Origin of the sequence: Kitasatospora sp. NPDC058492, assembly GCF_042720685.1 — a bacterium.
Classification (GTDB): Bacteria; Actinomycetota; Actinomycetes; order Streptomycetales; family Streptomycetaceae; genus Kitasatospora.
This window is the reverse complement of sequence record NZ_JBHXMU010000015.1, coordinates 89070-103877: the sequence shown is the minus strand read 5'-3', so window position 1 is coordinate 103877 and position 14808 is coordinate 89070. Positions and strand designations below refer to the sequence as shown.

Below are 14808 nucleotides of genomic sequence, written 5' to 3'. Positions count from 1 at the left end.
ACGCGGCGGGCCTCGCCGCCGGCCGGGCCGGCGGCGGGCGCGCATCCTGCTGTGGACGGGGCCGCGAGGTGGGCGGCAGGTCAGGCCGGACCGCCTGGGCGGCGCATCGGCCGCAGGGCCGGGCGGGCCTTCTTCGGCGTGGCCTTCTGTTCGCGCTCGGGCAGGACGGCGGCCAGGGCGGCGACCGTGGGGGAGTCGAACAGGGTGCGGATCGGCAGCTCCGTACCGAGGGCGGTGCGGATGCGGCTGACCAGTTTGGTGGCGAGGAGGGAGTGGCCGCCGAGGTCGAAGAAGCGGTCGTCGATGGTGACGGTGGTGAGTCCGAGGACGTCGGCGAAGAGTGCGCAGAGGGTTTGTTCGGTGGTGTTGCGGGGGGCGCGGCCTTCGGTGGTGCCGGTGTAGTCGGGGGCGGGGAGGGCGCGGCGGTCGACTTTGCCGTTGGCGGTGACGGGGAGGGTGTCGAGGATGACGACGGCGGCGGGGAGCATGTAGCTGGGGAGGGTGTCGGTGACGGCTGCGCGCAGTTCGCCGGCGGTGACGGTGTCCGCGCCTGTGCTGGCGAGGGTGGTGTAGACGACGAGGCGTTTGTCGCCGGGCTGGTCTTCGCGGACGTGGGCGAGGGCTTGGCCGACGGCGGGGTGGGTGGTGAACGCGGTTTCGACTTCGCCGAGTTCGATGCGGAAGCCGCGGATCTTGACCTGGTCGTCGGCGCGGCCGAGGAATTCCAGGATGCCGTCGGTGGTCCAGCGGGCGAGGTCGCCGGTGCGGTACATCCGCTCGCCGGGCTGGCCGTAGGGGCAGGCGACGAAGCGTTCGGCGGTGAGGGAGGGGCGGCCGGTGTAGCCGCGGGCGAGTCCGGCGCCGGCGATGTACAGCTCGCCTGCCACGCCGGCGGGTACGGGCTGCAGCGCGGTGTCGAGCACGTACGTCCGGGTGTTGGCCAGCGGACGGCCGATCGGCACCACGTTCGGGACCGCCGAGGCGGTCGGCATCGGGAACTGGGTCGCGCACAGGGTCGTCTCGGTCGGCCCGTAAAGTGCTCGCACCGCGATGCCCGGGACGGCCTCCAACACCCGGCGGACGGCCGGGGCGGAGACGACGTCCCCACCGGTCAGCACCTCGCGCACGCCGGTGAAGATGCCCGGGTCCTCCTCCGCGATGACGCGGAACAGCCCGGCGGTGACGTGCACGTGGGTGAGCCCGTGCGCCCGGACCAGCTCGCGGATGGCGGAGGCGTCCAGGTCGCCCTGCGGCGCGACGACCACCTGGCCGCCGGAGAGCAGCGGCACCCACAGTTCGTAGGTCGAGGCGTCGAAGGCGTGCGGCGCGTGGAAGAGCACCCGCAGCCCGTCGGGGTGGTGCCAGCACGGGTCCGTCGCGAGCTGCACCACGTCCCGGTGGGTGATGGCGATGCCCTTGGGCACCCCGGTGGATCCGGAGGTGAACATCACGTACGCGAGCTGCTCCGGGTGGAGCCCGGCGGGCTGGGCGCGCCGCCTGCGCGGGCCGTCGAACCAGCCCTCGGTGAGCGGCAGGACGGGGCAGGGGGCGTCGGTGGCCAGCGGGTGGCCCTGGTGCGCGGGATCGACCAGGACGAGCGCCGCCCGCGTCTCGGCGGTGATCTGCCGCAGCCGCTCGGCCGGGTGCCGGTCGTCCAGCGGGACGTAGGTGCCGCCGGCCTTGGCCACCGCCAGGATCGCCGTCACCAGGTCGGCGGAGCGGTCCATCAGGAGGATCACCGGGGTGTCGGCGCCGACGCCCGCCTCGGCGAGGTGGGCCGCCAAGTGTTCGGCCCGGGAGTCGAGTTCGGCGTAGCTGAGCTGTTCGGCGCCGGTGATCAGGGCGGGGGCGTCGGGGGTGGCGGCGGCCTGGGCCTCGAACAGCTGCGGCAGGGTGGCCTCGGGAACCGGTGCCGCCGGTCCGTTCCAGCCGGTGAGCAGGTGCTCGCGTTCGGCCGGGTCGAGGATCTCGATGCTGCCGATCGGGGCGTCCGGGTCGGCGGCGACGGCGCGCAGGACGCGGAGCAGCCGCTCGGCGAGGGCGGTGACGGTGGCGTGGTCGAAGAGGTCGGCCGCGTACTCGACCGCCACCGACAGGCCCGCCTGGGAGCCCTGTTCGGTGAAGCGGAAGGACAGGTCGAACTTGGCCACGTCCAGCTCGAAGGGGTGGTCCGCGCAGGCCAGGTCGCCGAAGGCGGCGGGCACTGCCGGGCCGCTCTCCAGGGCGATCAGTGACTGGAAGAGGGGGTGGCGGGTGGTGCGGGTGGGGTTGAGGTGTTCGACCAGGCGCTCGAAGGGGATGTCCTGGTGGTCGTAGGCGTCGAGGTCGGTGCGGCGGACGCGGTCCAGCAGTTCCCGGAAGGTGGGGTTGCCGGTGGTGTCGGTGCGCAGCAGCAGGGTGTTGACGAAGAAGCCGACCAGGTCGTCGAGGGCTTCGTCGGTGCGTCCGGCGACGACGGTGCCGATCGGCAGGTCGGTGCCCGCGCCGAGGCGGGTGTAGAGGGCGGCGACGGCGGCTTGCAGGGCCATGAAGAGGCTGGCGTTCTGCGCGGCGGCCAACTCGGCCAGGGCGGTGTGCAGTTCGGCGTCGACCTCGAACTCGGCGGCGCCGCCCCGGTGGCTGGGCGCGGTCGGGCGGGGGCGGTCGTAGGGGAGTGCCAGCTCTTCGGGGAGGCCGGACAGCGTCTGCTGCCAGTGGGCGAGTTGTTCGGTGAGCAGGGTGGTGGGCTGGTGCGGGGTGCCGAGGAGTTCGTGCTGCCAGAGGGCGTAGTCGGCGTACTGCACGGGGAGTGGCTGCCACTGCGGTGCGGTGTTGGCGAGGCGGGCGTCGTAGGCGGTGGAGAGGTCGCGCAGGAGGGGGGCGACGGACCAGCCGTCGGTGGCGATGTGGTGCATGAGGACGAGCAGGACGTGTTCGTCGTGCGGGAGGGAGAGCAGCGTCGCGCGGACGGGCAGGTCGTGGGCGAGGTCGAAGACCGCCCCGCCGGCCTCGGCCAGGGCGTCCCGGAGCGCCGCCTCGGTGGCCACGGGTATGGTCCGCAGGATCGACTCGGGGGCCTCGGCGACCAGTTGGTGCGGCTGGCCGTCGGTGGTCGGGAAGACGGTGCGCAGCACTTCGTGCCGGGCCACCACGTCCCGCAGCGCGCCTTCCAGCGCGGGGCGGTCGAGGGCGCCGGTCAGCCGGAGGGCGACGGGCGTGTTGTAGAGCGCGCTCGGGCCCTCGAACTGCTCGATGAACCACAGGCGTTGCTGCGCGGAGGACAGCGGGACGCGCTCCGGTCGGGCGGCGGGCCGCAGGGCCGGGCGGGCCGCGCCGGAGGCGGGCAGGGCGGCGGCCAGGGCGGCCACCGTCGGGTGGTCGAAGAGCGCGCGGATCGGCAGCTCCGTGCCGAGGGCGGTGCGGACGCGGCTGACCAGCTTGGTGGCGAGCAGCGAGTGGCCGCCCAGGTCGAAGAAGCTGTCGTCGATGCCGACCGAGGCCAACCCGAGGACCTCGGCGAAGAGTTCGCAGAGCGCCTGCTCGGTTTCGGTGCGCGGGGCCCGGCCGGCGGCGGCGCCGCTGTAGTCGGGGGCGGGCAGGGCGCGGCGGTCGACCTTGCCGTTGGGGGTGACGGGCAGCGCGTCGAGGGTGACGATCGCGGCGGGCACCATGTAGCCGGGCAGGCGGTCGGTGACGAAGGCGCGCAGCTCGTCGGGCCGGACGGGGCCCGTGACGTAGGCGACCAGGCGTTTGTCGCCCGGCTGGTCCTGGCGGACCACGGCGACGGCCTGGCCGACGGCCGGGTGGGCGGTGAACGCGGCCTCCACCTCGCCGAGTTCGATCCGGAAGCCGCGCAGCTTGACCTGGTCGTCGGCGCGGCCGACGAACTCCAGTTCGCCCGTGGTGGTCCAGCGCACCACGTCGCCGGTGCGGTACATCCGGCCGCCGGGCTCGCCGAAGGGGCAGGCCACGAAGCGCTCGGCGGTCAGGCCGGCGCGGCCGACGTAGCCCCGGGCCAGCCCGGCGCCCGCGACGTACAGCTCACCGGCGACGCCGACGGGGACCGGGCGCAGCCCGGCGTCCAGCGCGTACACCCGGGTGTTGGGCAGCGGCCGCCCGATCGGTACGGCGGCCGGGACCTCGGCGGCGGTGGCCATCGGGTGGCGGGTCGCGAAGGTCGTGGTCTCCGTCGGTCCGTAGCCGTTCACCACCCGCAGGCCGGGGCAGTGCTCCAGCACCCGCCGGATGGCGGCCGGCGAGACGATGTCCCCGCCCGTCCACACCTCGCGCAGCCCGGCGAAGGTCTCCGGGGCCTCGGCGGCCAGCACGTTGAAGAGCCCGACCGTCATCCAGGCGGCGCCGACCCGCCCCCGGCCGATCGCGGTCGCCAGCTCGGCGACGCCGAGCCGCCCGGCGGGGGCGACCACCACGCGGCCGCCCGAGAGCAGCGGCACCCAGAGCTCGTAGGTGGAGGCGTCGAAGGCGACGGGGGAGTGCAGCAGGACGCGCTCGTGGCCGCCGCCCGCGAACGCCCCGCCGAGCGCGAGGTCCACCACGGACCGGTGGGTGACGCCGATGCCCTTGGGCGCGCCGGTCGAGCCGGAGGTGTGCATCACGTACGCCAACTGGTCGGCGCTCAGGGGGAGTCCGAGGTTCCCGGCGGTCCCGTGACCCTCGGGGTCCAGCACGTCCAGCACGTCCAGCACGTCCAGTCCGGTCAGCGCGGGGTGCGCCCGGTGGGCGGTGTCGGCCAGCACCAGCCGGGCCCCGGAGTCCGCGAGGACGGCCCGCAGGCGCTCGGCCGGCTGCGCGCCGTCCAGCGGCACGAAGGCGCCGCCGGCCTTGAGCACGGCCAGGATCGCCACCACCAGGGCGGCCGAGCGCTCCATCAGCAGCGCGACGGGGGTCTCCGGGCGGACCCCGGCCTCGACCAGCCGAACGGCCAACCGGTTGGCCCGCGCGTTGAGTTCGGCGTAGGTCAGCTCGACGTCGGCGGCGGTGAGCGCGACCGCGTCGGGCGTCGCGGCGGCCCGCGCCTCGAACAGCTCGGGCAGTGCGGCCTCCGGCAGCGGCGCGGTGGCGCCGGTCCCGCCGGTCAGCAGCCGCTCGCGCTCCTCCTCGGTCAACACCTGGACGCTACCGACGAGTTCGGCCGGGTCGGCGACGATCCGGTCGAGCAGGCCGAGGAAGCGGTCCAGCAGGGCGCGCGCCTCGGCGGGGGTGAAGGCGTCGGGCCGGTGGTCCAGGCGCAGTTGGAGGCCGTCGCCCGGGGTGAGGGCCAGCAGCAGCGGGTAGTGCGCGCTGTCGACGTCCTCGACCAGGGTGACGTGGGTGGCGCCGCTCGGGTCGGCCTCGCCCAGGGCGGACGGGTCCGGGTAGTTGCCGTACACCGTGACGGTGTCGAACAGGCTGCCCACTCCGGCGAGTTGCTGGATCTCGGTGAGGCTGAGGTGCTGGTGGTCCAGCAGCGCGGACTGCTCGTGCTGGAGGCGCAGCAGCAGCTGCCCCCAGCTCTCGGCCGGGTCGAGGGTGACGCGCACCGGCACGGTGTTGATGAGCAGGCCCACCATCCGCTCCACGCCCGGCAGGTCGTGCGGCCGGCCGGAGACGGTGGTGCCGAAGAGCACGTCCTCGCGCCCGGTGAGCCGGGCCAGCAGCACGCCCCAGGCGGCCTGGACGAGGGTGTTGAGGGTGACGCCGTAGCGGCGGGCGGTGCGGGCCAGCGCCTCGGTGGCCGCCGGGGTGAGGCCGGTGTGCAGGCGCAGCGGCAGCTGCGGGGCGGCTGCGGAGCGGCCGGGGGCCAGCAGGGTGGGCTCGTCGGCGCCCGCCAGGGCCTGGGCCCAGGCGGCGCGGGCGGCGGCGCCGTCGCGCCGGGTGAGCCAGCGCAGGTACTCGCGGTAGGGGGCGGCCGGGGGCATCGGCTGCTGGAAGTACAGGCCCCACAGCTCCTCGGCGAACAGCGGGGTGGACCAGCCGTCCAGCAGGATGTGGTGCGCGGCGGCGATCAGCTGGTGGCGCCCGGGGGCGAGGGTGAGCAGGGTGTAGCGCAGCAGCGGCGGCCGGGCGAGGTCGAAGCGGCGGCCGTACTCGGCGGCGGCGATCCGCGCGGCCTCGGCCTGCGGGTCGGCGTGCGCCGTCAGGTCGAGGACGGTGAAGGGCAGTTCGACGCCGTCCGGTACGGCCTGCACGGGCGGGCCGTCGGGGCGCTGGTGGAAGCCGGCCTTGAGGTTGGGGTGGCGCAGCAGCAGCGCCTCGGCGGCGGCGCGCAGCCGGTCGGCGTCCACCGGGCCGGTGAGGTCGAAGGTGCAGACGGAGGTGTAGACGTCGGCGCCGTCGGTGTCGTACGCCGCGTGGAAGGCCATGCCCTGCTGGAGCGGCGAGGTGGGCCAGACGTCCACCAGGCGGGCGGGGGCGTGGTGTTGGGCGAGCTGGTCCAGTTCGGACTGGCCGAGCGTGACGAGCGGGAAGTCGGAGGGGGTGTGTCCGCCAGCGTCCGGCCGGTCGGCGTGCTCGGCGAGCGCGCGCAGCGCGGTGAACCACGCCTCGGCGAGCGCGGCCACGCGCTCCTCGGCGAGCAGCCCGGTGGCGTAGGACCACTGGGCGACCAGCAGCGGGCCCTGCGGGGTGTCGACGGTGGTGGCGTCCAGGCCGAGCACCCGGCCGAGCGCGAGGCCGGTCGCGGCGCCCTCGCTCATCGCCTCGGTGCCGGCGAGCACGTCCTCGGCGGTGACGCCCTCCGGCGCGAAGCGGCCCAGGTAGTTGAACTCGACCTGCGGATCGGCGTACCCCTCCAGCACGGCGGCGGTGGCCGGGTTGAGGTGGCGCAGCAGGCCGTAGCCGATGCCGTTGTCCGGGACGGCGCGCAGCTGCTCCTTGACCCGGCCGAGGGCCCGGCCGAGCCCGGGGCCGGCCGCGGTGACCTCGGACCAGGGCAGCGCCCCGGGGGCGAGCCGGACGGGGTAGAGGGAGGTGAACCAGCCGGCGGTGCGGTGCAGGTCGACACCGTCGACGACCTCCTCGCGGCCGTGGCCCTCGGCGGTCACCAGCACGGCGCCGTCCGGACCGGTGGTCGCCGCGCCGCGCCAGTGGCCGAGGGCGAGCGCCAGCGCGGTCAGCAGCACGTCGTTGACCTGCGCGTGGTAGGCGGCCGTGACCCGGGTCAGCAGCGCCTGGGTGGTCTCGGCGGGCAGTACGAGCCGCAGGACGCCCTCGGTGGCGTAGGTGTCCCGGGCCGGGTCGAGCGGGCGCGCGCCGAGCAGCGGGTCCGGGGTGGCCAGGGCGGCCTCCCAGAGCGGGAGTTCGGCGGCCCGGCGGTCGGTCCCGGCCTCGGCGGTGAGCCGCTGGGCCCAGCGGCGGAAGGAGGTGGGCACCGGCGCCAGCGCCACGGCCCGGCCCTCGCGGACGGCGGCGAGCGCGGCGAGCAGGTCCTCCTCGACGATGCGCCAGGTGACGCCGTCCACCGCCAGGTGGTGGATCACGAGCAGGAGCTGCGGGGGCAGGCCCGGCCCGGCGTCGAACCGGACGGCCTGGAGCATCCGGCCGTCCTCGGGCGAGAGGCGCCCGCGGGCGGCCTCGGTCTCGGCGCGCAGCGCCTCCTGGGTGGCCGGCCCCGCGACGTGCCGCAGCGCGGCCCCGGCGGGGACGGCGCCGGGGGCGGGGACGTGCAGCGTCCAGGGGCGCTCGGCGAGCGGGGAGGTGCGGGCGCGGAAGACGTCGTGGTGGTCGAGCAGCGCCTGGAGGGCCGTGGCCACGTGCTCGGGCCCGCTCCCGGCGGGGAGGGTGAGCAGGGTGGACTGGTAGAAGCTCTCGACGGCGCCGTGCTGCGCGGCCAGCCAGTGCACGATGGGCGTCGGCGGCACCTCGCCGAGGCCGGCCCCGGCGGGTTCGGCGACGACCGGCCCCTCCAGCGGTCGGGCGATCCGGGCCAGCGCCTCGACGGTCGGCGAGAGGAACACCTCGCGGGGGGTGAGCTGCAGCCCGGCGTGCCGGGCCCGGGAGACGAGCCGGATGGCCACGATGGAGTCGCCGCCGAGCTCGAAGAAGGAGTCCGTGACGCCCACCGCGGGCAGGCCCAGCACCTCGGCGAAGAGCCGGGCGAGGGTGTGCTCCAGCTCCCCGGCGGGGGCCCGGCCGCCCTCCTCGGCGGCGGCGAAGACCGGCGCCGGCAGGGCGCGCTTGTCCACCTTGCCGTTGGGCGTGAGCGGCAGCCGGTCGAGCACCACGACGGTGGGCACCATGTGGTCGGGCAGCCGCTCGGCGCAGTACGCGCGCAGTTCGGCCGGGTCGGCGGCGCCGACGGTGTAGCCGACCAGGCGGCGCTCGCCCGGGCGGTCCTCGCGGACCAGCACCACGGCCTGGCGCACCTCGGGGTGGGCGGAGAGGGCCTGCTCGACCTCGCCGAGCTCCACCCGGAAGCCGCGGATCTTCACCTGGTCGTCGGCCCGGCCGACGAAGTCCAGCTGCCCGTCCGGCCGTTGGCTGCCGAGGTCGCCGGTGCGGTACATCCGGTCGCCGGGCTCGCCGAAGGGGCAGGCGACGAAGCGCTCGGCGGTCAGGCCGGGGCGTCCGAGGTAGCCCCGGGCCAGGTGCGGGCCGGAGACGTACAGCTCGCCCACGGTGCCCGGCTCGACCGGGCGCAGCCGCTCGTCCAGCACGTGGATGCGCACGTCCTGGCAGGGGTGGCCGATCGGGGGCTGCTCCTCGCCGGTGAGCGGCTCGCTCATGGTGACGATGACGGTGGTCTCGGTCGGCCCGTAGCTGTTGAGCATCAGGCGGTCGCGGCCGCAGCGGGCGGCCAGTTCGCGCGGGATGGCCTCGCCGCCGCCGATCAGGGTGCGCAGGGAGGGCAGCGGTACGTCCGGCAGGGTGGCCGCCATCGCGGTGGCGATGTCGGCGTGGGTGACGCCGTACTGCTCGATCAGCGCGGCCAGCGGCTCGCCGACCAGCTGGCTCTGCTCGCGGGGGAGCACCAGGGCGGCGCCGGTGGAGAGCGCCACGGCCAGGTCGGAGACGGAGACGTCGAAGCTGAGCGAGGCGGCCTGGAGCACCCGGCTGCCGGGGCCGACCCCGGTGGCGGCGACCTGCGTGTCGATCATGCTGGGCAGCCCGGTGTGGGTGACGGCCACACCCTTGGGCACACCGGTGGAGCCGGAGGTGTAGATCACGTACGCGGTGTTCCCGGCGCTCAGCGGCCGCACCCGCTCGGCGGCGGTGAAGGGGGTGCCGGCCTGGGCGGCCAGCTCGGCGAGGTGCCCGGGGTCGTCGAGCAGCAGCCGGGGGGCGGCGGTCTCGGGCAGCTGGGCGGCGGCCTCGGCGGTGGTGAGCACCAGGGCGGCGCGGGAGTCGGTCAGCATGTGGCGCAGCCGCTCGGCGGGGTAGGCCGGGTCGGCGGGCAGCCAGGCGGCGCCGGTCTTGGCCACGGCGAGGATCGCGGCGACGGCCTCGGGGGACTTCGGCAGGGCGAGCGCGACGATGTCCTCGGTGCCCAGGCCGCGGGCGGCGAGCACCCGGGCCAGCCGGTTGGCGCGGGCGTCCAGCTCGGCGTACGTGAGGGTGGTGCCCTCGGCGTACAGGGCGGGGGCCTGCGGGGTGCGGGACGTCTGGGCGTCGACCAGCGCGGTCAGGGTCGGCCGCTGGTCGGCTCTGTGCGTCTGCTGGACCCCGGACATGTGGCTCTCTCCCTCGTACGGCTGGCCCCCGCGGTGGCGGGAACGGCTTGCTCGGTGACCTTCGGGGCGGTCGGCCCGGGCGGTCGATGGAGCGGCGGTGCGGTGGCGTGGTGGCGTGGTTCTGGCTGTTCTGGCTGTTCTGGCTGTTCTGGTGGTGCGGTGGTGCGGTGGTGCGGTTTCGGCGCTGGGCTGCTGCGGTCAGTGGCCGGACTGCTGGGCGAGCAGGCTCTTCGGCCGCAGGTCCTGCCAGTGCTGTTCGACGTAGTCGAGGCAGTCCTGCCGGCCGGCGGCGCCGAAGGCCTGCTGCCAGCCGTCGGGCACCGGGCCGAAGGCCGGCCACAGCGAGTGCTGGCCCTCGTCGTTCACCAGGACGAGGTAGCTGGCGTCGGGGTCCTCGAACGGGTTCGCCATCGTCGGTTTCCTCTTTGTTCGGAGAAATTTCGGGGAGGGGGGAATTACGCCGGAGCGCGGCTCACGGACCCCAGCCGGAGTCGGCGTTGGGCGCCGAGACGAGGGCGGCGGCGGCCAGGGGCGAGTGCGGGTCGGCGCTGCTCTGGACGCCCAGTCCGGCGACCAGCAGAACGGCGAGAATCCCGAGCATATGGTGAATGCGAACGGCAAGATTCTTCATCGTTAATTCCTTTTTCCGAGGGGGCGGTCGGCCCTCTTCGCTCGGAAATTCATCCTGCCGAGGCTCAAACGGGGGTGGAAGCTCTGGCCATGATCGGGAACACGCATTGCGGGAACCGGAAGCCCGAACAGACCATGTCAAAAACAGACAGATCTGATCCAAAGAGCGCCTGGCACTGTCAGATCAGTGGTGGGAACCGGTCACTGGCGAGGGTTTCGGTCAAACCACTCCCCCGGCGCGTCGGCGAGGGAGGCCCCGGCCCCGGCCCCCGGAAGCTGCCGAAGCTGCCGCGGGGGCGGGGGTTGCGGAGCGTCAGTGCGGAAGGTGATGGAGCGTCAGCAGTGCGATCCCCGGCGCAGTTCCTCGCGGACGGCGGGCCAGTCGTCGGTCCACGTCCGCCCCGCCGAGGCGGGCGACTCCAGGGCGATCGTCGCCAGGTAGGCGCGCTTGAGCGCGGCCCGCTCGTCCTGCACCCGGCCCGAGGCCTGCTCGATCCGGCGCAGCCGGGCGTGCAGCCGCTCCAGCGCGCCCCCGCCCGCGAGCAGGCGCCGCGCCTCGGGGCCGAAGCGGAAGCCGGCGGCGAGCAGCGGCCAGGCCGACCGCCACACCCGGAACACCTCGCGGTGGCCCGGACCCCACTCCCGCTCGGCCCGGGACAGCCGCGCCATCGCCGCCCGCTCGGTGGGCGCGGCACAGATCTCGCGCAGCGTCCGCGCGAGCGCACCCCAGTCCTCGCCGGGCGCGTGCCGCAGCGCGGCGTGCAACAGGTGGGCCATCGAGCCGTGCACCACGGTGCGCGGCCACCGCGCGGCCACCGCCTCGGCCAGGCCCCCGCCGGTGTCGCCGACCAGTACCCAGACCTCGCGCACCCCGCGCTCGGCGAGCTCGGCCAGCACCTGCGGCCAGTGCTCCCCGTCCGTGGCCGGCCACAGGCCCAGGACCTCGCGCCGGCCGTCGGTGGAGATCCCGAGCGCCAGGTGCACCAGCGGGCCGCCCGAGCGGCCGCTGCGCACCGCGTCGAGGAAGACCACCGGGTAGACGGGGTCGAGCGGGCACCGGCGCCGCTCGTCGAGCTCGTCGAGCACCTGGTCGGTGATGGCGGAGACGGTCTCCCGGCTGAGCTCCACGCCGTACACCTCGGCCAGGTGCGCCACCAGCTCGCCCGAGCTGAGGCCGCGCGCGGTGAGCGAGATGACCAGCCGGTCGAGGCCGGGCAGTCGGCGGGCCCGGGGGCGGACGGCCCGGGGGGTGAAGCTGCCCTGGCGGTCCCGGGGCACCCGCACCTCGACCGGGCCGACCTCGGTGAGCAGCCGTCTGGCCCGGGCGCCGTTGCGGACGTTGGCGCCGGGGTCGGTGCCGGGTTCGGCCCCGCGCAGGTGCTCCTGGAGTTCGAGTTCCAGGGCGTGCTCGATCAGCTGCTTGGCGAGCGTCTGGAACAGCCCGCCGTCGCCCAGCAGCCGGATCGCGCCGGAGCCGACCTGCTCGGCGGCGGCCTCCGCCAGCTGCCGCACCAGCCGCTGGTCCACCAGCTCGGCCAGGTCCACGGGCGGGACCGCCGGGCCGGGATCAGCTCGCAACAAGGGGTGCCCTCCGTCTGTCGGCCGTTCCGTCCGCCGACCGTCCGCCCCGGCCGCCCTGACGGGGCGACAGGCGCGACACGGCGGCCATCCGCCTGTCACCGCGGCCGGGTACGGTCGGGTCCGCCACTGCCGCGGTCGGCTCCCCCGCCTCCGGGCGCGCTCGGCTTCGCCGTCGGCCGCTGATTTCCGCGCCACTTGGGCGTACACTCACGGCAGTCAGAGCCCGGGGGGACGGCTTCCGACCGACAGGTGATTTCCATCCTGCCATTTCAGACGCCTGGCGGTGGCCGGTACGGGCATTCGTGAAACCGCAATGCCGAAGCCGGAAGGATGCCCAGATGTGCCTATCCCAGGACAACAGCGCGGGAATGGGGACACCGCAGCTCTGTGACCGGGGGATCGAGTTCTACCGGGTGGCGCTGGCCGAGGGCTGCGCCGCCGGAGACGCCCCCGAGTGCCTGCTCGCGATGGGCCTGCTGCGCTCCGTACCCGGCTCCGGCGAGCGGCTGACCCCCGTCCCGCCCGACATCGCGGCCACCGGCCTGACCCGGCCGCTCGAACTCGCCGTGCTGGGCCACCAGGAGCGGCTCGCCGAGCTGCGCACCGCCTTCACCGCCGCCGACCGCGCCTACCAGGACGTCATGCGCCGGGCCCAGCTGCCGGTCCGCCTCCTGACGGGCGAGGAGATCAACCCCGCGCTGGAGAAGGCCGTCGCCGCCTGCACCGAGGAACTGCGCACCGCCCAGCCCGGCGGCGGCCGCAGCCCCGAGCACCTCGCGGACGCCCTCCCGCGCGACCTCGCCCTCGCCGGGCGCGGCGTGCGCCAGCGCACCCTCTACCAGCACACCGTGCGCGCGCACGGCCCGACGCTGGCCTACATCGAGCAGGTCACCGCCCAGGGCGCCCGGATACGCACCCTGAACGAGGTGTTCGACCGGGTGATCATCTGCGACCGCTCCACCGCCTTCGTCCCGGCCGCGGCCGACCGCGAGGCCGCCGCGATGCTCATCCAGTTCCCACCGCTGGTCGAGTACCTGCTCAAGATCTACGAGTTGATGTGGGAGCGCGCCGAACCGGTCACCTACCTGGAGGGTCGCCACCGCCCCCAACTGCTCACCGACCGCACCCGCCAGAACGTCCTGCGCCTGATGGTCAACGGCTACACCGACGAGGCCATCGCCTCCCGCCTCGGCATGAGCACCCGTACGGTCTCCAGCCACATCCAGAAGGCCAGCGAACTCCTCGGCAGCCGCAGCCGCGGCCACCTCGGCTACATCATCGCCCGCGAGGGCGTCCTGGACGAACCCCTCGACGACCTGTGACCGACACCGGGGGCCGTTGCCGTCGCCGTCGCCTGGTGGGACGGCCCCCGGTGGCCGGTGCTACTCGTAGCGCAGTTCGCCGGGCCGCATCAGGCGCAGGAGCTGCGGCAGGCCGAGCGCGGTCGTGAGGAGGACGGCGCCGGCGGCGATCGCGGACATGGCCAGCATGGAGCCCCAGTCGAGGGCGAAGGGCAGGCCCGCCGTGTACTGCAGGACGGCTCCCATCAGCAGGCCGCCGACAGTGGCCAGCAGCATGCCCAGGGCCATCGGGACGAGGGTCTGCCACAGCACCGACAGGCCCAGGATCCGGCGGCGGGTGCCGACGGCGTTCAGCACGCCGAGGATGCGGCGCTGCTCCCGGAACCGCTCCAGCTGGCCGACCAGCAGGCTGAGGGCGACCAGCAGCAGGGTGACGGCGGAGCCGGCGGTGAGCAGGCGTTTGACGGCGAGGTAGGTCGGGTCGACGGCGCGGTCGAGGGGGGACCCGGCGAAGCCCTGCGGGTCGATCGCCATGACGGCGGTCGCGAGTTGCTCCTTCGGGTCCGGCAGGCCGGGGGCCATCGCGACCAGGACGGTCGCGGGCTGGCCGCGCAGTGCGGCGGCCGGGGCGGCGGCCGGGGCGGCGGCCGGGGTGAGGAGCAGCAGGCCGGAGCCGAGCCGCCCGTTGGGGTCGGCGCCTTCGACGGGCTCGACGGTGGCCGTCACCGCGGGCAGCGGCCAGGACGGCGGCTCGCCGGCACCGTGGAAGTAGGCGGCGTGGACGGGCGTGCCGGGCCTGGTCTCGGCGGCGGCGTCCGTGCCGCGGTTCGTTCCGTCGTTCGTTCCGGTGTTCGCTCCGGTGCTCGTGCCGCCGCCCGGTCGGATGGTCCGGCCCTGGACGGCGAAGGCGTCACCGTCCTTGCAGTCGGGCAGGGTGGCGAAGCCGCGCAGCACGGCGCAGCCGGCGATCCGGACGCCGGGCAGCTCCCAGGACTTGGCGGTGGGGGTCTCCAGGGCGAACTCGGTGTAGGCGGCGGTGGCCTGCACCCCGGGGGAGTGCGCCAGCCGCTCGGCGAGCAGGTCGGCCTGCGGTCCGCCGCCGGGGAAGGACACCGACTGCTGGTACGGCCCGACCGCGGCGCGGGGGCCGGGGCGGTCCTCGTAGCTCGCGCTGACGCCGAGGAAGAGCGTCTGCAGGGCGATCGCCCCGGCGACGGCGACGACCACGCCGCTGACCGCGGCCGAGGCGGGTCCCGAGCTCAACTGGAGCCTTCGAATGGCGAGTTGCCAGGACACGCCGCCGCCGGAGCGCCGGGTGGCGGCCTCCACCAGCCAGGGCAGCAGGGTGCAGACGCCCACCAGCATCAGCAGCACGCCGACCGCGACCAGCAGTGAACCGCGAGTGTCCTGAACGGAGTTGAAGACGGCGGTGCGCCCCATCCCGGACGGGTTGTACTGCGTGGGCAGCGCCAGCGCGAGCGCCGTCAGGGCGAGACCGGCCAGCGGCAGCGCCAGCCGCCACCCGATCCGGCGCCGGCCGGGACCGGACCGGCGGACCACGCCGAGCGGGTCGACGGTGACCCGGCGCATCGCCAGCAGGGTCACGCCGACGCCGAGGAGCGGCACGACCACGGCGATCGCGGCGGCGA

General features: G+C 75.1%; 6 protein-coding genes. 1 reads left to right on the top strand and 5 read right to left on the bottom strand.

The features are described 5' to 3' along the window. Nucleotides 1-80: 80 nt before the first annotated feature. From ACFWPI_RS12805 to ACFWPI_RS12790, 4 genes are all read right to left on the bottom strand, one after another. On the bottom strand, nt 81-9647 hold the full coding sequence (locus ACFWPI_RS12805) for an amino acid adenylation domain-containing protein (RefSeq protein WP_380374151.1): 9567 nt from the start codon (nt 9645-9647) through the stop codon (nt 81-83). Nucleotides 9648-9845: 198 nt separating this feature from the next. Beyond that, a complete protein-coding gene (locus tag ACFWPI_RS12800) occupies nt 9846-10058 on the bottom strand; it encodes an MbtH family protein (RefSeq protein ID WP_380374148.1) in 213 nt (70 codons plus the stop codon). Between the two features lie 61 nt (nt 10059-10119). Then, the gene (locus ACFWPI_RS12795) at nt 10120-10248 is read right to left on the bottom strand and encodes a hypothetical protein (protein ID WP_380374146.1); all 129 of its coding nucleotides are present in this window, start codon (nt 10246-10248) and stop codon (nt 10120-10122) included. A 365-nt stretch (nt 10249-10613) separates the two neighbouring features. Next, the gene (locus ACFWPI_RS12790; protein ID WP_380374144.1) at nt 10614-11858 is read right to left on the bottom strand and encodes an IS256 family transposase; all 1245 of its coding nucleotides are present in this window, start codon (nt 11856-11858) and stop codon (nt 10614-10616) included. A gap of 338 nt (nt 11859-12196) precedes the next feature. On the opposite strand from ACFWPI_RS12790, the gene ACFWPI_RS12785 reads away from it, so the two are divergent. Beyond that, entirely contained in the window at nt 12197-13180 is a 984-nt protein-coding gene (locus ACFWPI_RS12785) for a LuxR C-terminal-related transcriptional regulator (RefSeq protein WP_380374142.1), read from the top strand. Nucleotides 13181-13240: 60 nt separating this feature from the next. Here the strand turns inward: ACFWPI_RS12785 and ACFWPI_RS12780 are convergent, their stop codons facing one another. Beyond that, nucleotides 13241-14785: an ABC transporter permease gene (locus ACFWPI_RS12780; RefSeq protein ID WP_380374140.1), complete on the bottom strand. Its 1545-nt coding sequence runs from the start codon at nt 14783-14785 to the stop codon at nt 13241-13243. Between the last annotated feature and the right edge of the window lie 23 nt (nt 14786-14808).